Origin of the sequence: Methylovirgula sp. 4M-Z18, from assembly GCF_037890675.1 — a bacterium.
Taxonomy (GTDB): Bacteria; Pseudomonadota; Alphaproteobacteria; order Rhizobiales; family Beijerinckiaceae; genus 4M-Z18.
The window spans coordinates 4248895-4267214 of sequence record NZ_CP149574.1; the positions used below are offsets into that span (position 1 = coordinate 4248895).

At 61.7% G+C, this 18320-nt stretch carries 17 protein-coding genes, 1 tRNA gene and 1 pseudogene; 9 read left to right on the forward strand and 10 right to left on the reverse strand.

Annotation, left to right across the window (positions count from 1 at the left end):
- Window positions 1-2: 2 nt before the first annotated feature.
- A complete protein-coding gene (locus V9T28_RS19545) occupies window positions 3-530 on the reverse strand; it encodes a DUF1993 domain-containing protein (protein WP_116401634.1) in 528 nt (175 codons plus the stop codon).
- Window positions 531-688: 158 nt separating this feature from the next.
- On the opposite strand from V9T28_RS19545, the gene V9T28_RS19550 reads away from it, so the two are divergent.
- The 3 genes from V9T28_RS19550 (at window position 689) to V9T28_RS19560 (ending at window position 3345) form a co-directional block, all read left to right on the forward strand.
- Window positions 689-775: transfer RNA gene (locus V9T28_RS19550), tRNA-Leu, on the forward strand.
- Window positions 776-921: 146 nt separating this feature from the next.
- Window positions 922-1077, forward strand: coding sequence for a hypothetical protein (locus tag V9T28_RS19555; RefSeq protein WP_210210418.1), 156 nt, complete (start codon window positions 922-924; stop codon window positions 1075-1077).
- A gap of 1089 nt (window positions 1078-2166) precedes the next feature.
- Window positions 2167-3345, forward strand: coding sequence for a thiolase family protein (locus V9T28_RS19560; RefSeq protein ID WP_116401636.1), 1179 nt, complete (start codon window positions 2167-2169; stop codon window positions 3343-3345).
- Between the two features lie 59 nt (window positions 3346-3404).
- On the opposite strand, the gene V9T28_RS19565 is transcribed toward V9T28_RS19560, so the two are convergent.
- Window positions 3405-4226 (reverse strand): enoyl-CoA hydratase/isomerase family protein, encoded by an 822-nt coding sequence (locus tag V9T28_RS19565; protein WP_116401637.1) that lies wholly within the window; start codon window positions 4224-4226, stop codon window positions 3405-3407.
- Window positions 4227-4534: 308 nt separating this feature from the next.
- Here V9T28_RS19565 and V9T28_RS19570 point away from each other — a divergent pair, with 308 nt between their 5' ends.
- The gene (locus tag V9T28_RS19570; RefSeq protein WP_116401638.1) at window positions 4535-5143 is read left to right on the forward strand and encodes an NADPH-dependent F420 reductase; all 609 of its coding nucleotides are present in this window, start codon (window positions 4535-4537) and stop codon (window positions 5141-5143) included.
- A gap of 18 nt (window positions 5144-5161) precedes the next feature.
- Here V9T28_RS19570 and V9T28_RS19575 read toward each other — a convergent pair whose 3' ends face one another.
- Genes V9T28_RS19575 through V9T28_RS19585 form a run of 3 tightly spaced genes read right to left on the reverse strand, consistent with a single transcriptional unit; the run spans window position 5162 to window position 7663 of the window.
- Window positions 5162-6304 (reverse strand): zinc-binding dehydrogenase, encoded by a 1143-nt coding sequence (locus V9T28_RS19575; protein WP_199500185.1) that lies wholly within the window; start codon window positions 6302-6304, stop codon window positions 5162-5164.
- 47 nt (window positions 6305-6351) lie between these two features.
- Window positions 6352-6801 carry a MaoC family dehydratase gene (locus tag V9T28_RS19580; protein WP_116401640.1) on the reverse strand — a complete coding sequence of 150 codons (450 nt, stop codon included), beginning with the start codon at window positions 6799-6801 and terminating at the stop codon, window positions 6352-6354.
- Between the two features lie 28 nt (window positions 6802-6829).
- The gene (locus V9T28_RS19585; protein WP_116401641.1) at window positions 6830-7663 is read right to left on the reverse strand and encodes an enoyl-CoA hydratase/isomerase family protein; all 834 of its coding nucleotides are present in this window, start codon (window positions 7661-7663) and stop codon (window positions 6830-6832) included.
- Window positions 7664-7961: 298 nt separating this feature from the next.
- Here V9T28_RS19585 and V9T28_RS19590 point away from each other — a divergent pair, with 298 nt between their 5' ends.
- Together V9T28_RS19590 and V9T28_RS19595 are read left to right on the forward strand one after the other, a co-directional pair.
- On the forward strand, window positions 7962-8633 hold the full coding sequence (locus V9T28_RS19590; protein ID WP_116401642.1) for an alpha/beta hydrolase: 672 nt from the start codon (window positions 7962-7964) through the stop codon (window positions 8631-8633).
- 242 nt (window positions 8634-8875) lie between these two features.
- A complete protein-coding gene (locus tag V9T28_RS19595) occupies window positions 8876-9820 on the forward strand; it encodes a GlxA family transcriptional regulator (RefSeq protein ID WP_445242174.1) in 945 nt (314 codons plus the stop codon).
- A gap of 111 nt (window positions 9821-9931) precedes the next feature.
- Here the strand turns inward: V9T28_RS19595 and V9T28_RS19600 are convergent, their stop codons facing one another.
- Window positions 9932-10252 carry a DoxX family protein gene (locus tag V9T28_RS19600; protein ID WP_116401644.1) on the reverse strand — a complete coding sequence of 107 codons (321 nt, stop codon included), beginning with the start codon at window positions 10250-10252 and terminating at the stop codon, window positions 9932-9934.
- A 1-nt stretch (window position 10253) separates the two neighbouring features.
- Window positions 10254-10634, reverse strand: coding sequence for a DUF4267 domain-containing protein (locus V9T28_RS19605; RefSeq protein ID WP_116401748.1), 381 nt, complete (start codon window positions 10632-10634; stop codon window positions 10254-10256).
- Window positions 10635-10762: 128 nt separating this feature from the next.
- On the opposite strand from V9T28_RS19605, the gene V9T28_RS19610 reads away from it, so the two are divergent.
- On the forward strand, window positions 10763-11347 hold the full coding sequence (locus V9T28_RS19610) for a TetR/AcrR family transcriptional regulator (RefSeq protein ID WP_116401645.1): 585 nt from the start codon (window positions 10763-10765) through the stop codon (window positions 11345-11347).
- Window positions 11332-11457, forward strand: a pseudogene (locus tag V9T28_RS19615) (IS5/IS1182 family transposase); the annotation flags it as partial. The gene V9T28_RS19610 and the pseudogene V9T28_RS19615, both read left to right, overlap by 16 nt.
- A 47-nt stretch (window positions 11458-11504) precedes the next feature.
- On the opposite strand, the gene V9T28_RS19620 reads toward V9T28_RS19615, so the two are convergent.
- The 3 genes from V9T28_RS19620 to V9T28_RS19630 all read right to left on the reverse strand — a co-directional run bounded on the left by V9T28_RS19620 (window position 11505) and on the right by V9T28_RS19630 (window position 16978).
- Window positions 11505-12560, reverse strand: coding sequence for an Ldh family oxidoreductase (locus tag V9T28_RS19620; protein WP_116401646.1), 1056 nt, complete (start codon window positions 12558-12560; stop codon window positions 11505-11507).
- 32 nt (window positions 12561-12592) lie between these two features.
- Window positions 12593-14242: an FAD-binding dehydrogenase gene (locus tag V9T28_RS19625; protein WP_116401647.1), complete on the reverse strand. Its 1650-nt coding sequence runs from the start codon at window positions 14240-14242 to the stop codon at window positions 12593-12595.
- 279 nt (window positions 14243-14521) lie between these two features.
- The gene (locus V9T28_RS19630; protein WP_116401648.1) at window positions 14522-16978 is read right to left on the reverse strand and encodes a bifunctional diguanylate cyclase/phosphodiesterase; all 2457 of its coding nucleotides are present in this window, start codon (window positions 16976-16978) and stop codon (window positions 14522-14524) included.
- Between the two features lie 531 nt (window positions 16979-17509).
- Here V9T28_RS19630 and minC point away from each other — a divergent pair.
- A complete protein-coding gene (gene minC, locus V9T28_RS19635) occupies window positions 17510-18298 on the forward strand; it encodes a septum site-determining protein MinC (protein ID WP_116401649.1) in 789 nt (262 codons plus the stop codon).
- Window positions 18299-18320: the final 22 nt, after the last annotated feature.

Consider the following 18320-nt stretch of genomic DNA (forward strand, 5'->3'; position numbering starts at 1 on the left):
CGTTAAAGAACGGTCAGGCCGGGCGGCGTGCCGATGAAATCGCGCTTGCCGATCTCGACACCGCAATGGCGCAGCACCGCATAGGCCGTGGTGAGATGGAAGTAGAAATTCGGCATCGCATAGTGCTGCAGATAGCCTTCGGCCGCCATCTTGCCCTTGGCGTTGGGCCCAAGCGGAAAGACTATTTCGCTGCCAGCGCGGGCGTCGAGCGCCTTGGGGTCGACCTGTTCGACATAATCCAGCGTCCGGCGGATACGCGCCTGCAATTCGGCCAGGGTCTTTTCATTGTCCTCGAAGCGCGGCGGATCGACGCCGAGGAGACGCGCCGTGGTGTTCTTGGCAAAATCGCAGGCGAGCTGCACCTGCCGCGAAAACGCGAACATATCCGGGTAAAGGCGGGTGCTGCACAGCACCGCCGAATCGATCTTCTTCGCCTCGCTGTGCGCCGCAGCCTTGACCAGGATGGCGTCGAGCGCCTGCAAACCGCGGATGAACACCGGGAGGCTGGCCGCGGATAAACTTGTGGACATATCTTTCCCCTCACGAATCGTGCGGTTTTTCGGGTCTTCTTTACGGCTTTTGCGGGCAAATGGCGACTGGCGCAAGTCCGGCCACGAAGGATTTCCGCGAGGCCCTCGCGTTCCTCGCTTGACAAGCCCCCGCACTACCCCCTAAACAGCGCCCCACTGCCCAGATGGCGGAATTGGTAGACGCGCTGGTTTCAGGTACCAGTGATGTAACAGTCGTGGAGGTTCGAGTCCTCTTCTGGGCACCAATCTGCAAATAGCACATTGATTGTGCTCCTTTTTCAGGCCATTCAAGAGCTTAAGGTCCCCTCAGGCGATACAGAAGGGGGCTACAATGGTGGTCGGCATGAGTCGTCGACACAAACATCCTAACCGGGCCTGGATGCCCCGTTCGATGTCCCTAATGCGGTCCTTCAATGTCCGCGATCTGGCCAATCCCAACAGCGTTTGGCAGCACAGCCGTCTTAAGGGCAAGATCAACGACGACGACCTGATGAACCAGGTGATACAGCATGCCCAGGACACCCCGTTCGCAAACGTCACGCCGTAAGGGCGGTGGTCAATAACAAAGCACCCGAAGGCACGTATCCCGGTTGCGCAACCCAGGAATGCAACGGCCCTACGCTGTGGTTTAGTTCACAGACACCATTACTCGGCCGTGCAAGTGTCGGCGCGGCCAGGAATGTACAGCATCCCCCTATACGTTATGTTCCTTCCGGGCCAACCGCATCGGACCCTCGGGGCCGCCAGTTCCCCGCTGGTGGCCCCCTTTTTATTTGACTGCCAAGCCCAATGTCACGCCGCTTGAAAGAGGGCGGACAATGGCGACAATCTCGAGCACGTCGAGGCCTCCATCTGGGAGTTTCGTCGTAGGGGTCTTCTGATTTGGGTGGGGGCGATCAGATGGGGAAAAAGCCAGCACATATGTTGTCGTTGATCCTTATCGCGACGAGCCTTCTCGGCGGGATTGGACTTGGAAGTTGTTCCGCCACGCGTGACCAAAGTGCTATGCAGGCACCAACCGGTCCCTTCCCACCGGATTGTTTTACAGAGTTTCAGCCGCTCGTGCAGCGCCGGCAAGATGCGCTCAACGCGCTTGCTGAGATACAACTGCCGGGCACAAATATCATCGACGCAGGGGCGGGCTGCGTTCTTTTGCGCCAGTTGGCCGGAGTTGATAGTGACTTGGTCCGTTTTATGGCGACAAATCAGAGAAAGTGCGCGATCCCTCAGAATGTCGTCGATCAAACTAAGACTGCTCTGATTGGCGACCGCGCACAGGGCCAGCGGGCTTGCGCAAAAGCCGGTCTCGTGACCGGAGGGCCGGCCCCGTAGTCTATACCAACACCGGCCAATGCACTGTATAGCGATTGCACATGGAGGCAAAGGCGAAGCATCCCCAATTCCGTGCGGCGTGGTCCGGGATGGATGGCCGAAAAGGTGGCTAAAATGACCTCCCGGCGATCCTGCCGGGCGTGTAGCCTTCCTTGACCTGCGGAGCAGGTCGGCCATGTGTTGGGCTATGTGGACGCGCCGATGAGGCTGCGTTTCCAGAAACGGTTGCGGCGCTTTCGGCAAGCGTGTCGGGGCGAGCGCCATTGGGGCCGGTCTCACGCATTTTTTGCCAAAGGTCCCCGCGATGAATGAAGTCATCCTTGCCCATCCCGTCCGCACCGCCATCGGAGCCTACGGCGGTTCATTGAAATCGATCGCGGCCGCCGATTTAGGGGCGGCGGTGATTGCCGAGACGCTGAAACGCGCCGGGTTGACCGGCGACGGCATTTCGGCGGTTGCCATGGGCAATGTCATTCAGGCCGGAAATAAGATGAATCCGGCGCGCCAGGCGTCGGTGGGCGCTGGCGTGCCGGTGTCCGTACCGGCACTGACCGTGAACCGGGTCTGCGGCTCGGGCGCCCAGGCGATCGTCAGCGCAGCGCAGGACATTTCGCTCGGGCACGAAAAGGCGATGATCGCGGGCGGTCTCGAAAACATGGATCGCGCTCCATACCTCGTCACTGGCGGGCGTTGGGGGCATCGTATGGGCCACGCGCAGATGCTGGACGCCATGCTGTGGGATGGCCTCCTTGACGCGTTCTCCGAAAAACATTCCGGCTGGCATACGGAAGATCTGGTGGCGCGGTGTTCGCTCACCCGCGCCGAGCAGGACGAGTTTGCGGCACGCAGTCAGCAGCGGTTTGGGAAAGCTCAGGCGTCAGGCAAATTTGCTGCCGAGATCGTCGGGGTCACCGTCAAGGATAGGAAAGAGCCGTTCGTCTTTGCCAAGGACGAAGCCCCTCGCCCCGAGACGACGGCAGAGTCGCTTGCCAAACTCAAGCCGGCGTTTCGGCCTGACGGCACGATTACGGCGGGGAATGCGCCTGGGCTGAACAGCGGCGCCGCGGCCATGATCGTTGCCGAGCGTAAGCATGCCGAGGCGCACGCGATCGAGCCCGCCGCCCGCCTGGTCGCATGGGGCATCGGCGCGGTCGAGCCCGGGCTCTTCGGCCTGGGGCCAATTCCGGCTGTCCGTAGGGCGGTGGAGCGGGCCGGCTGGAAGATTGGCGATATTGAGCGGGCCGAGATCAATGAGGCCTTCGCCGCGGTCCCGCTGGCCGTTGCGCGCGAACTCGATCTTCCTCTCGACATCGTCAATGTGGAAGGTGGGGCCATCGCGCATGGCCATCCGATTGGCGCGACGGGCGCTATTCTCACGACCCGTTTGATCCACTCGATGCAGCGAGACGGCATCCGGCGCGGACTGGTGACGCTCTGCATCGGCGGCGGCCAGGGGATCGCACTGCTTCTTGAAGCGCTCTGAGAAGCAGAAAGCCGGCGCGAGCGCCGACTCCGACAGGGGCCATTGTCCACGCCCGCGGATCAGAGATGGCCGAGGCGCTCGCCGAAATTGAGCTCGAAGTCACCGCGCTGGCCGATGCCGTTGGCGGCCAGTCTCGGGCGGCGCTGCTGGAATCCCTCCCAGGCGAACGCCGAGAGAAAGACCCTGCCGCTGTCGAGCTGATCCTTGGGCTCGGGCAATGTATGGCGATTCACCAATTCCTTGGAGCTGGCGAGTGCCTGTTTGTCGAAGGAGGCCAACCGCCGGGCGAAACCATCCACCCAGGCCTCGAACGCGGCATCCGGAATCGCGCGGTTGATCCATCCGTAGCGCTCGGCCGTAGCGGCATCAAAATCGGATGAGCCGGCGATGACCTCCAGCGCCCGTGCACGCCCCATGACCAGCGGCAGCCTCTCCAACCCGCCACCTCCCGGGATCAGGCCGGAGCCGACCTCTGGCTGACCGAAAATCGCCTTCTCAAGGCTGGCGAAGCGTAAATCACAGGCCAGGGCAAATTCGCTGCCGACACCGCGGGCGCGGCCACGGACCGCGGCAATGCTGATCACGGGAGCCCGCGCCAACCGTACGGTGAAATCGATCCACGGCGAATAGCCGGTCGGACCAGGCTCCTTCGGCACATCGGCCGCGCGCGCAATATCGAAATGCGCGATGAAGAAATCCGGATCGGCGCTATCGAACGCGACCACCTTGAGGTCAGGGTCAGTTTCGAACTGGCCGACGAGACCCTGGAGCTCGATCATGGCTTCCGGGCCGAGCATGTTGATGGGCGGGTTATCGAATGTCAGACGCCAATAGGCTGGGCTCACCTTGGTCAGTTTGAACTGGGACTGGCTGGTGCTCATGCGCGCGCTCCTCGCTAGATTGAAGTGGATGCCGAGGTCAGGCATAGGCCCCATGGCGATCGTTGGGCGAGGACATAGATGCCTCGTTTCGGGACGCGCTTTTTAAAGCAAAGCCGGGCCTCAATCGCGCGCAACCGCCGCTAAGCGCGGCCCGATGGGTTATCTGCTTCGGCTTGCGGCGCCATGGCCGAAATGGAGGCAACAATGACCTGGAAGGCCTTGCCGAGCGGACGTTATTTGTTGCCCTCGAGGCACGTACTTTTTCCGGTGCGAGGCCGCCGGAGGTTCGCATGCGAAGGAGAGCCCTCATGAAATTCGGAACGATCGGCGCCGGCGCGGTCGCACTTGGGTTCGCGCGGGAAGCCCTGAGGGCGGGCCACAAAGTGGTGTTGAGCAGCCGACGCGGCCTGGACTCTCTTGCGGACGTCGTCGCCGAACTCGGGAACGGCGCGGCGGCTGCCAGCGTGGCAGAGGCGGCGAGCCTTGATTATGTCCTGCTTGCGGTCCCCTGGCCGAATGTCGAGGACGCTCTGCGCGGCTTGCCGGCATGGAACGGACGGGTTCTCATCGATGCAACGAACCCATTCAGCGCGTACAGCCCGAAGTTCGTGCTGGCTGATCTTGGCGACAGGGGCGCGAGCGAAATCGTCGCTGAATTGGCGCCTGGCGCGCGGGTCGTGAAAGCGTTCAATTCGATCGTCGTTGAACGCTTCAATCAGGGACCAGCAAAGGACGGCGGCCGCCGCGTCATCTTCGTTTCCGGGGATCACGCGGAGCCGGTCGAATTTGTGAAAAGCCTGATTGCAAGCTTTGGCTTCGCACCCATTCATCTGGGCGGCCTCGCGGTCGGCGGCCGCCTGCAGCAGGCGGGCGGCCCGCTCGCCGGGCGCGACCTTGTCGACTTCGGTTATCACTGATCTGAGGAAGGAAGCCGCTTACTCGATGGCCAGGCTCGGGTTGATCAGGAATTTCTCGCCCGTCGCTCGGCGGCTGTAGGCCGCGATGACATTGGGATCGAGCGCCTCAGCCAAGGAGATGGTGCGGGTGTAGTGGCTGACGAAAGTGGTCCTGATTTCACTTGCAACCCGTGCTTTCAATCGCGCCTCGACCTCTGGACCCACCTTGGCCAAGAACTGAAAGAGCAGCCAGCCGCCGATACCCCATGTCATGCCGAAGTCCCGCGTGAGTTCTATCGGTCCCGGATCGAGGCGGCCATAGATGTAGACCTGCTTGTGCACGGACGAACCGTACATGTTGTACACCTCTGGGGACGCGCCAGCCGCGACGGCCTCCATGGCGCTGAGGATCTGACCGGCAAGCTTGCCTCCGCCGATGGCGTCAAAGGCAAGTGTCGCTCCCGTCGCCTTGAGCGCCGAGACCAAATCGTCTCTGAAGCTTGCCTGCGCCGAGTTGACGATATGCTCCGCCCCAAGGCCCTTCAAAGTTTGCACCTGCTCTTCGCTGCGCACGATGTTCACCAGGGGAACCCCATCCGCTTGGCAGAGTCGGTTGAGCATTTGGCCAAGGTTCGACGCCGCTGCCGTATGCACCAGACCTTTGTGTCCCTCCCGCCTCGCGGTCTCCAGCATGCCAAGCGCAGTGAGCGGATTGACAAAGGCGGATGCCGCTTCTTCCGACCTGATGCCGGCTGGCAAAATCAGGCAGTCGGCCGCCCTGACTTTTCGCAATTGTCCATACATCGAGCCGGCCAAAATCGACACGGTCTTCCCGAGCAGCGCCTGGGCTTCGGGCGAGGCGCCTGCGTTTGTCACGACGCCCGCGCCTTCCAAACCGACCAGCATCGGCTTCCCGATCCGAGCGGCGAGCGCGCGCATCGCCGCGGGCGCAATCGGCGCCGTGACCACCGTCTGGCTGCCTCTTCCCGACGCATTCGCCAAACGTACATCGCCGCCGGCAAGCAAGAGCCCGAGGTCGGATGGATTGATCGGCGTGGCTTCGACGCGAACGATCACCTCATCGTCCTTCGGCGGCGACACGCTCACCTCAGCGAGCGATAGTTCGAGTGTTCCGTCCTGCTTCACCAGCGAACACAGCCCTAGACTTGTTTGATCGACCAATGCCATCCTCCCTGGTTGTTACGATCGGCACGCGTCAGCCTTGCCCGTCACTGAGATGCGGGGCGCCGCGGAACGACGACGATGGGGCTGAATTTCATCACCGCCTCGCCGTTCTGATTATAAACGACCCAATTGACGCGCACTGTCCCTTGCGGTTTCGTTCGCGACGGCGTGAGCTCGATCACCTCCCCTTCGACGCGAAGCACGTCACCGGGTCGAACGGGAGCGACCCATCGCAGATCGTCGACGCCAAGGCCGACCACTGGATACGACCCGAACGGACGCAGCGATACGACAAGTCGCATCGCCAGCGCGGCCGTGTGCCAGCCTGACGCCGCAAGCCCCTTGAAGATCGTCTTCTCGGCTTCGGCTTCATCGAGGTGAAAAGGCTGCGGATCGAACTCAGCGGCAAACCGCTTTATATCGTCCCGCGTCACTTTGAGTTCGGCGCTCTTGTATCGCGTCCCAACGCTCAAGTCCTCGAACCACATGATCATGACGACCCCACTGGCGCTTCCGTCCCAATTATTTCTCAACGAGCGAGTCGAGCATGGCAGGCCATTGGCGCTCGAAATCTCTGTCTTGTTGGAGACCCCGCTTAAGCAAAGCTTCGACTCTTTGCAGCGTTTCAGGCCATGATAACGCAATTTGGAACGAGTTGAGAGCGCTGAGAAGATTGTCGGCGGACGGCAACGACACTTGGTTGATCAAGCGCTTTGCCGCCGCGATCGCGCGCCCATCGAAGGTCGCGATCCGTCGTGCGAGCGCATCGACAAAGCCGTCCAGCTCCGCATCCGGCAGCGCGCGGTTGACATATCCATATTGCGCCGCGGTATCGCCGTCGAAGTCATTGGCGCCGAGCACGATTTCGAGCGCGCGGCCGCGGCCGACCAGATGCGGCAAGCGCTCGGTGCCGCCGCCGCCGGGATGCACCCCTACCCCGACCTCCGGTTGGCCCAGCAACGTGTTCTCGCGCGACGCAAAACGCATATCGCAGGCGAGCACGAATTCGCTGCTGACTCCACGGACGCAGCCGCGAATCTTCGCGATGCCGACCACCGGGGATCTGGTGATGCGCACGAATGTGTCGATCAGGATCGGCAGGCCGGAAGGTCCGACCGCGGTCGTGATATTGCCGGTCTTGCCGGTCAGGTCGAAGTGGGCGAGGAAGAAATCAGGACTCGCGCTTTCGAAGACGACGACGCGCAGGCCGGGGCTCGCGTCCATGCGCGCCAGCAAGCTTTGTAAGGCTTGGTACAATGTGGCGTCGACAATGTTGAAAGGCGGGGAGTCGAACACGATGCGCCAATAGGCGGGCGATTCCTCGATAACCCGCAGCGGTGCAGCATCCTCAGCCACGGTTCACCTCCGTCTCGTCGACCTCGATCGAGCGTCCGGGCGCTGCGATGTTCGCCGCCGCGTTAAGACCGCATCCCCACAAGTCCAGCATCGCTGAGTTCATCGCGCCATGTCATTGATGCCACTTTTTCAGCCCCCGCATGCCTCGCGGTGAACACGCTGCAACCCTCCGTCGGCGTGCCGCGCATGGCCGAATAAGCGGCAATTCTGACATATGGCCGGGTGCTGAAAACCATTACGCTCCGCAGCCAAGCAGTCCCTAAGGCGAGGCAATCGAACACACCGAGGTGAGAGCGATATGGCGAAATCATCAGATGTCATTCTCGTGCATGGCGCTTGGGCGGACGGGTCGAGCTGGGCGAAGGTCATCCCGCTCCTTGCCGCCAGAGGTCACGCAGTCACCGCCGTGCAGCTTCCCCTGACGTCGCTCGGCGACGACGTGGCGACGGTTAAGCGGGCGATCGCGCTTGCGTCGGGTCCCATCATCCTGGCGGGTCACTCCTACGGCGGCGTTGTTATCTCGGAAGCCGGAAACGACCCGAAGGTCGAGGCGCTCGTGTATATCGCGGCCTTCGCCCCGGACGCGGGCGAGTCGGCGGGATCTCTCGGTGCGAGCGTCGAGCCGACGCCGCTGGGCGCGGAAATCCGACCCGACGCGGAAGGGTATCTCAAGCTCACCCAATCGGGCGTGAGCGGCTCGTTCGCGCAGGATCTGACCGACGCGGAAAAGCTGGTCCTCTACGCCGCCCAGTCGCCGACAGCAGGCGCTGCGCTGGGTGGAACGGTGTCCACGCCGGCATGGCGCGGCAAAACATGCCGCTATCTGGTCGCAACCAACGATCGCGCCATCCAGCCCACGCTGCAGCGGAGCATGGCCAAGCGCCTCAACGCCGCGGTTGTCGAGGTTGCGGCCAGCCATGTCGCGATGCTGTCGCATCCGCAGGAGGTGGCGTCGCTGATCGCCGGATAAGGCGGGAAGCCCGGTCGCGCTGATCCGATAGACCCTAGCTGCAACGGTTTCGCCATGCCCATGCTTTCGGGCTCTCGACAACATGCTCCCGGCAACGCACGCCTCCCGAGCGGAGGCAAATATGCCCTGCGCCAATGCTCGGATACGCGGAAGGTCTCTCCCTTAGGTTGAATTTCAGGGCGATTGGCTCCATGTCTTAAATGGTGTCTGAAGCTAGTTCGTCCGCCAATTGGGAGGCTATCATTCTGCGACTCGGGCTCTTCTTGCCGGCTGGCTTCAGCGTCATGAGTTTCGCGCCCAGCGCGGCATTTGAAGCGGCCAATCTCGTCGCCGGCGAGCGTTTCTATGACCTGCGAATTCTATCGGAGACGGGTGAGCCACTCACCAACTCGCTCGGCTGGACGATGAATACCGAACCGCTGGGCGAAGGCCGTTTTGACACGCTCATGGTGGGTGCGGGGCCGGATCTGGCCGCGCCGTCCCCGCGCATGGTCGCGTATTTGCGCGACGCGGTATCGACGACGAGGCGCATCACCTCGATCTGCGTCGCCGCGTTCACGCTGGCGGAAGCGGGAATTCTGGATGGCCGGCGCGCGACCAAGCATTGGGCATATGCCGAGGAACTTGGCAGGCGATACCCCAAGATAAAAGTCGAAATGGATCGGATCTTCATTGCCGACGGGCCCGTGTGGACGTCCGCCGGGATGACCGCCGGGATTGATCTCGCGCTCGGTCTGATTGAACGCGACCTAGGCCAACAGATCGCGAAACGCACCGCGCGCGTGCTTGTCGTCCATCATCGCCGCGCTGGCGGTCAGTCGCAGCATTCCGCTATGCTGCAGCTCGATGCCAAATCCGATCGCGTTCAAATTGCGCTGGCCTTCGCCAAGCAGAACCTTCACGAACCACTGACGGTGGAACTGTTGGCCGACGCTGCCCGACTAAGCCCGCGGCAATTCAGTCGTGTGTTCCGGGCGGAGACCGGACTTTCGCCGGCCAAGGCCATTGAAAACCTGCGCATCGAGGCCGCCAGGTTCATGCTCGAGCAAGGCCGGCTGCCGATCGAGGAAATTGCCCGCGAAACGGGGTTCGGCGATCGCGAGCGCATGCGGCGCAGCTTCCTGCGTACCTTCGGCGCTACGCCGCAAGCCCTTCGCAACGCGGGGTATCCCTTGGCGGCTATCTAGAGCCTGAACCTATAAACGGTAACGACCCAATTGGGGGGGAAAGCAGAATGTCTGGTTTCCTGGCGAGTCGGCAGAACAGCGGCCACGAAGTCTGATTGACGATGTCGGCCCTCAAGACAGGGTCCCTGCAAGAGCAATCAAGGCGACAAAGACACTCAGTGGCGCGAGGTGCGAAAAATCGCGGTGGCGGAGAACGGTCAAAACCGCAGCCGCAATGATCATCGCCCCAAGCGCCAGGCCAACAACGCGACTGGCAGGAAACACAATCAGAACGGCGCTTATGATCTCCACTCCACCAGTAAAAATGTTCCACCAGCGCGGGTAACCCCACCGCGCGAAATCGCTTTGCGTCCCGGCCGTGCCGATTGCGTTGAAGACGCCTGCGCCAAAGAATGCGGCAACGAGTAGCCAGATTGAAAGAGCATGGACCATCTCAGGCCTCTCCGATCATCAAGGGGATGGCTGTCAAGATCATAAGCACCGCCGTGAGGCCGTGCATGCCGAAGGCGCTTTTCGTGGAGCCTTTCGCTGCAAGAATGAGCAGCATGTCGCCGACCGGGATGATGGCTTCAACAAACAGGATGAGCCCGACGCCGAAGGGCGCACCCCACGCCATGAACGCCAGTACGGTCAATCCCGATGCGATGTCACGGACACCCTTGAGGCGAAGCCACCAAGCGATCTCTGTGCTGTTTCCGGGAAGCGGCAGGCCGAAACTGCGTGTCGCACTCGTCGGGCTCACAATATAGAGGGTGCCGATCGCGATAATCGCGATGGCGAGCAGCAGCGCCGCTCCAGGCGCAAGCCAATGCATCATACAGTCCTATTCTAGCGATGGATGATATTCTATCGTTGCTACGCATATAATCTAGCATTGCTAGATCGTCAAGTGTTGGTATGATCTTGCGATATGTGAGCCTTCCGGGTGTGGGAGATGGAAGATTGGGTATCGCCGAGCGGAAAGGTAGGGAACGGGCTGAGCGCGAATATCGCATTGTCGCGGCAGCGCGCTTGATCGCAGAGCGCGAAGGATGGGATGCCGTTACAATCCGCCGCCTGGCCGAAGAGATCGAATATAGTCAGCCAGTCCTCTATTCACATTTCAAGAACAGGGATGCGATTGTAGCAGCTGTTGCAGTCGAGGGTTTTCAGGAGCTCACAGGAGCTCTTCGGGAAGCGGCAAGCGGATCGACCGGACGACGAAATGCCCTCAAGAATGTCGCCATGGCCTATCTCGCCTTTGCATTCCGTCATCCTGCACTCTACGCGGCCATGTTTATCCTTCCAACGAATTTGCGGTTCGCCGAATCTGGAACCAGACCGGAACTTCGGGCTGCTTTCGCAGCACTTGCGGCAGTCGTAGCGCCGTTTTGCGTCGATGTAGATGACGTGACCGAGACTTTTTGGGCAGCTCTTCATGGGCTCGCCGAACTCGAACGTTCAGGCCGAATTAGGCCCGGCATGCGCGACGAGCGCATCGCACTTGTTGTTCGGACGATATGCAGCTCTAGAGAGAGCGCAACCTGATCGAGCGCTTCGTCTCCAGGTTGAAGCCCTTTCGCCATATCGCCACACGCTACGACAGGCTGGCCGCCAACTTCCTTGCCAAGGTTCAACTCGCCTCAATGCGGCTGTAGCTGCGCGCTTATGAGTCTACGGCCTAACCGTATCGCTGTTCGCCGTTTCAGAACGGCAGGAGATTGTGAAGGCCGTATTCGCTCGCCACCTTCCTGAGATCGATTTGCGTGTCCGCCGGAAGGGAAAGGCCCTCCATTCTGTTACGGGCGTCGTTTCGCGCCTCGATTTCTCCCGGATAGAAAATCTCTTCGAAGCCTTGCGCGAGAGGCACGGACTTGATCTGCGCGATGAGCGTTTCCACACGGGCGTTGAACTCGGTCAGTGGCTCCATGGCCTCGATGTTGAGGGCGATCATCATGTGGCCAGCCCGGCTGCGCCACTCGGACTGATACGGGCCTGCGACGTCGGCGCCGAAGCCGCTGCCGGTCAAGACGCCCGACAACATATCCATCATCAATGCAATCGCGTATCCCTTGTGCTGCGCCATGGGCAGGATGATCCCGTCGATGGCTTCGGCGGGATCGGTCGTCGGCGCACCCGCCGCGTTGATCGCCCAACCTTCTGGAATCCGTTGCCCCTTCTGCTTGGCAAGGTAGATCTTTCCGCGGGCGACGCCGGTATTGGCGATATCGAGAACCATCGGCGGACGGGCCCCTGCCGGAAACGCCCACGACCACGGATTCGTGCCGATGATCTTCCTTCGACCGCCCCAGGGCGCCATCGCCGGGCTTGCATTTGTCGAGAGGAACCCGACGCAGCCCGCCCGCGCAGCCATCAGCGTGAAGTAAAGCGCGGTGCCAAAGTGGTTCGAATTTCGCACGCCCACCGCCGCAATGCCGTGAACCTCGGCGCGGCGCACGGCTTCCTGCGCCGCGCGCGCCGCGATGACCTGTCCCATGCCGTCATGCCCGTCGATCAGCGCCAGCCCGCCCGCATCGATAACCAGGTCGGGCTGGGCTTTCGGATCGCACACACCGGCCTTCAACCGCGCGGCGTACCACGAGAGCCGCATCACGCCATGGGATTGATGCCCCCAAAGGTCGGCCTGAACGAGCGTGTCCGCACACAGGCGCGCATCAACCTCGGACATCCCGGCGGCAACGAAGACTGCGGCAGCGAAATCAAGGAGTCGATCTGGATCTATTCGGTCTTTGGCGGACATGCGAATCCTCCGGCCCTACACACCTAGAATCATTAGACAGCTTTGGCCGCGTGACGACCCGCCGCGCGACCGGAGAAAATACATCCGCCGAGAAACGTGCCCTCGAGCGCGCTCCGGCCATGCACGCCGCCGCCCCCGAAACCCGCGACCTCACCCGCAGCATAGAGGCCGAGAACCGGAGCACCGTCCGCGCCCAATGCGCGGCTGTCGAGATCGGTCCGAAGCCCCCCAAGCGTCTTGCGCGTGAGGATATTCAAGCGCACGGCGATCAGGGGGCCCGCGCGCGGATCGAGCAGCTTGTGTGGGGGCACGGTCCGGCTCAGTTTGTCGCCAAGATAATTCCGCGCATTTCGGATCGCCATCACCTGCATGTCTTTGCAGAATGGATTGTCCACTTCGCCATCCCGCGCGCGGATCTCCCGCTCGATCCCCTCCAAAGTCAAAAGATTGTCGCCGGCGAGCTTGTTCATGCGGGCAACAAGGGACGAAAGTTCGGGCTCGACGATAAAGTCTTCGCCCTTGTCCATGAACGCTTGGACAGGCGCCGGCACGCCGCCCCGCACGCGGTTGATGACCTGACGCCAGCTCTTATTCGTCAAATCGGGGTTCTGCTCCGACCCCGACAATGCAAACTCCTTCGCGATGATCCTGCGGTTCAAGATGAACCACGAATAGTCATGGCCGGTTTGCATAATGTGGCGCAGCGTCGCCAACGTATCGAAACCCGGATAGAGCGGGCCTGGTAGGCGCTTTCCACGCGCATCGAGCCAAAGAGATGACGGTCCTGGCAGGATGCGAATGGCGTGATTTGTCCAAATCGGGTTCCAGTTCTTGATGCCCTCGACGTAATGCCACATTCGGTCGAGGTTGATGATGGTGCCGCCCGCAGCCTCGGTGATCGCCAGCATACGGCCGTCCACGTGATCAGGCACGCCCGAGATCATGCGCTCGGGCGGGCGCCCCAGCGACGCCGGCCAGTTCTTGCGGACGAGGTCGTGATTGGCTCCGATGCCGCCGGAAGCAACGATCACCGCCTGGGCTTTGAGCGCAAAGCTGCCGACGACATCGCGCGAACTCGGGCGTCCGCGCTCGACGCTGCTGGCGGCGAGTATGTCGCCGCTCACGCCGTCAATCGTCCCGTTGCTTCGGGACAGTTCGTTGACGCGGTGACGAAACTTGAGTGTGACGAGGCCATCCTTCACGCCTTGGAGCACGCGGGCGACGAACGGCTGGATGATGCCCGGCCCCGTGCCCCAAGTCACATGGAAGCGCGGCACCGAATTGCCGTGGCCGATCGCATTGCCGCCCCCGCGCTCCGCCCACCCGACGATGGGAAAGAACTTGATGCCGCGCTGTTTCAGCCATGGCCCCTTCTCGCCCGCCGCGAAGGCGACATAGGCTTCAGCCCAACGACGGGGCCAGTCATCCTCATCGCGGTGAAAGGCCGCCGTCCCCATCCAGTCTTGAAGCGCAAGATCGTATGAGTCGCGGATGCGCATGCGCCGTTGTTCCGGCGAGTCGACGAGGAAGATGCCGCCCAAGGACCAGAATGCCTGACCACCCAACGACTGTTCCGGCTCCTGATCGACGATGATGACTTTTCGCCCGGCTTCGATCAGCTCAGCGGCTGCCACCAGTCCGGCAAGCCCGCCGCCGACAATGATCACGTCCGCATCCGCCATATCGTTGCCTCCAAAGTCAGATTTATCGTGACGCCGTTCGTTGCGCGACACGTTCTATGGCGCTGGCACAATATTGCTTGAACGAAACGACCGAAAGCGACCGCTTCGCGAGGAAGGGTGAGGAGCAGGCTGGCTATCGCGCGATTTGAGGTCGATGCCCTGTCGTGGCGGTGAGATCGGCGAAAGCACGCCTCATCCCGGACGACTTCATCGGGGCAGCTCAGAAATTTCCGCGATACTGGCCGCGCGACAGGCTTCGAGCCTTTCGCAACTTTCTCGTCATCTGGCCGCGCTCGGGAGCGAAGCGGTCCGCTTTTGCCGTGCCGCATCAGATGACGGCTCGGCTGGCGACGTTTTCGCAATGCCGCTGCCCGTCACTTGCTGGAACGCTTTGATCGATTGCGGCCGACCAAGAAGGAAGCCTTGGACCTCGAGGCATGCTTCGGAATCCAAGAAGGCCAGTTCCGCTTCGGTCTCGACCCCTTCGGCGATCACGGGCAGCTTGAGGCCTCGTCCGAGCCCCAGGACGGCCCGCACAATCGTTGCGGCCTGTTCGTTCGTGTTGACGAGCTTGATGAACGACCTGTCGATCTTGATCTTGTCGAAGGCAAAGGCGCGCAGATTGGAAAGCGAGGAATAGCCGGCGCCGAAATCGTCCATCACGATCCGCACGCCAAGGGCCTTGAGCTGGTCCAATGTGGCAAGCCCGCGATTGAGGTCGCGGATCAAGGCCGTTTCGGTGATCTCCAGTTCCAACCGGCTCGGCTCCAAGCCCGTCTCAAGCAGAACCTCGTGGACGACCTGGGAGAAGTAGGAACTGTGGAGTTGCGTGGCCGAAACATTGACTGCGATGGTCAAAGAGCGCTTCCATTTCGCCGCCTCGCGGCAGGCTTCGCGCAAGACCCATTCGCCGATTGGGATGATCGCGCCGCTTTCTTCCGCAATGGGGACGAAGACGCTCGGAGGGATCTCGCCCCGCACCGGATTGTGCCAACGCAAGAGCGCCTCGAAACCGATGATCTGCCGGTCGTGCGTGCGTGCTTGCGGCTGATAGACCAGCGAAAGCTCACGACGGGCGATCGCGAAGCGCAAATCATGCTCGATGAGGCGGCGGGAGCGAATCTGTTCCCCCATGGACGATTCGTAGAAGCGATACGTTCCCCGGCCTTCGGCCTTGGCGCGATAAAGGGCTGTGTCCGCATGGCTCAGCAGGGACATGCGATCGTCGGCGTCGGCGGGGAAAATGGCGATGCCGATGCTGGCCGAGATGAGCCCGTCGGCTGTCGAGGCGTTCTCGCTTTCCGCGCGCAGCGCTTCGATCACGCTTTCGGCGATCCTGCTTGCATGCACCGGATCGCTCAACCCGGGCGCGATGATGGCGAATTCATCCCCGCCAAGGCGTCCCATCGTCTGGCCCTTCCTGAGCGCTTTTTGTGTGCGTTGTGCTGTTTTCTGAAGAAGCATATCGCCAGCGGCGTGACCGAAGAGATCATTGACCTCCTTGAAGCGGTCGAGGTCGAGACACAGAACGGCAAGATATGCACCGCCATGACTTCCCTTCGGCCGATGCGCTTGGATCAACTGGTCAAGCTCGGTATTGAATTTATTGCGATTGACGAGCCCCGTTAGCGCATCGTGATGGGCGAGATAATAGATATCGCTCTCCGCCTTCTTTCGATCTCTGAGGTCACGAACAGCGATCGCTCTGTGCGGCTTGTCGGCAAAGGCGATCGGGCGGGAGATCGCCTCGACCGGGATGGGCTTTCCCGCGCTCGGATGAAGGGTCGTTTCGATCGCGACATTGGGCTTTTCTTCCAGGTGCCGGCGCGCGGCTTCTTCGGGCAGGATGGTCGCGAGATCACGCCCGGCAAGCCACTCCGCCGAGCTTTGGACGATTTCTGAGAGGGTGGCGTTGGCGGTGGCGATCGTGTTTCCCTCGCAGACCAGCAATCCTTCGAAAGCCGCGTCGGCAAGGTTGCGCATCCGCAAAGACTCGCGTTCGGCTTGCCGGCGATCACGAATGTCGAGTGCAAGGCCAGCGATCGTGAGCAAAAGGATCGTGAACGCAGCCCCCGCAACAAGTGTCACCAGCCAGCTTATCGGAGCAGCTGTCGGGGGAACGACGATTGTTGGATCGGGAACGAGAGCCGCCGCTGCCATGGCCGTGAAATGATGGCTACAGATCGCTAGTGTCAGGATCAGGGAACCCAACATCATGGACTTGAAAGATCTGTTGCGAAGGCCGACGGACATTGCGATGGCGCCGAGCGCGACGGCCAAAGCGACGGAAGCCGCGACGAGCGTCGGATTCCACTCGATGCGTCCGGCGACTTCGAAGGCCGCCATGCCCGTATAATGCGTCACGGCGATGCCACCGCCGACGATGGCGCCGCCGAGCAATCTGCGGCCGTAGAAGTCGGGTGCAACGGCCACGGCGAGCCCCATGCCCGTCAGGATGACGGCAGAGATCAACGAGGCGACGGTCGGGACGAGGTTGTAGCCGCTTTGAACGCCCGGCGAGTAGGCGAGCAGCGCGATGAAATGTGTCGCCCAGACGCCAAAACCCGAAGCCGTAGCGGCGATGCACAGCCAAATCCAATGCACGGCGCCACGCGAATTGACGATGTGGTGGAGGATATTGAAGGCCGTGAACGAAGCTATCGCGCAAATAATTCCGGCGAGGCCGACAAGCCGAAGATCATGTTCTCCAACCAAGTAGGTGTAAACGGTGAACATTAAGCGCCTTTGGACATATCAATTCATTTTTCGTGCGACGGCGGACGAGCAGAATGGTTAATGTTTCGCCGCTTGTCCACCATCCCCTTGGCGTTGTCTAGCATCCCTTTGGGGTATGATAAGCGCGTGCCTATCTGGCGCCCGAAAACGACGCGGAATCAAGTGCGGCCTGCAACGCCGAATGGCCGCCAGAAGCACCAAAAACGCGGCACGGGCCGGCCCCTTCAGCGCTGCTGCCAGATGGCGCCTCGCGCAGTCAGGCGGAGTTTCCGGGACTTCGGCTGCCACCGGCAAAGCGCACTGAATCAGCACCGCTCAAAACGGGCGCGGACGGCTTTGCCAGCACGCCTCGGCATCCGTGATGCGATAAACTTTCATCGCAACCGTTAATTTATCATAACAGCTTGATAAAAAATGCTTTTTCTCGCGCGATGAGATTTCGGTGGGCCGTAGTCCGATACGCGCGCGTGAGACATTTATGATTTGTTAACCATTTCACCGATAAATCGAAGCAACCGAAAATTTACCAAGATGACTGACGTGTTAACTCAACCCCGGCCCATCCGCCTCAAGGGGCGATCCTTCCTTGCACTCGCGCTGACCCCAGAACTCCCCTTCGAGGACTGGCTGGCGCGGCTCGACGATCTCGCGGCCCGTTCCGCGGGATTTTTCCTGCGGCGGCCGGTGGTGCTCGACGTCGCTGGCCTCGACATCGATCGTGCCCAGATCCGCGAACTCATCGACCAGCTCGGCAAACGCAACGTGCGAATCATGGGCATCGAAGGGGCGCGCCCTTCCTTGCTCGGCTCGGACCTGCCGCCCGCAATGACCGACGGCCGCCCAGCCGCGGACTTCGAAGCACCGGTCGCGGAGAAGGACGCGGCGGACAAGAAGGAAGCAACGGATAAGGACGCACCTGCCGCCGAGAAGGCCGAAGAAGCGGAGGCGATCAAAGGCGTCGCACCCGCCGATCCGCAGCCGCCAAAGGCCACGCCGTCGCTCGTTGTGTCGCAGCCCGTGCGCTCCGGGCAGTCGCTCTACTTCCCCGAAGGCGATGTGACCATCGTCGGCTCGGTGGCATCTGGCGCGGAAATCGTCGCGGGCGGCTCGATCCACGTTTACGGCACATTGCGCGGCCGGGCGATGGCCGGCACGACCGGCAACGCCGCCGCGCGTATCTTCTGCCGCAAGCTCGAGGCGGAGCTGATCGCCATCGACGGTTTCTATCACACGGCTGAGGACATGGAGCCCAATCTGCGCGGCAAGGCCGTTCAAATCTGGCTCGAAGACGAAGCGATCAAGGCGGGCGCACTCGGCTGAGCCGATGCAGGTCCAGACTAAA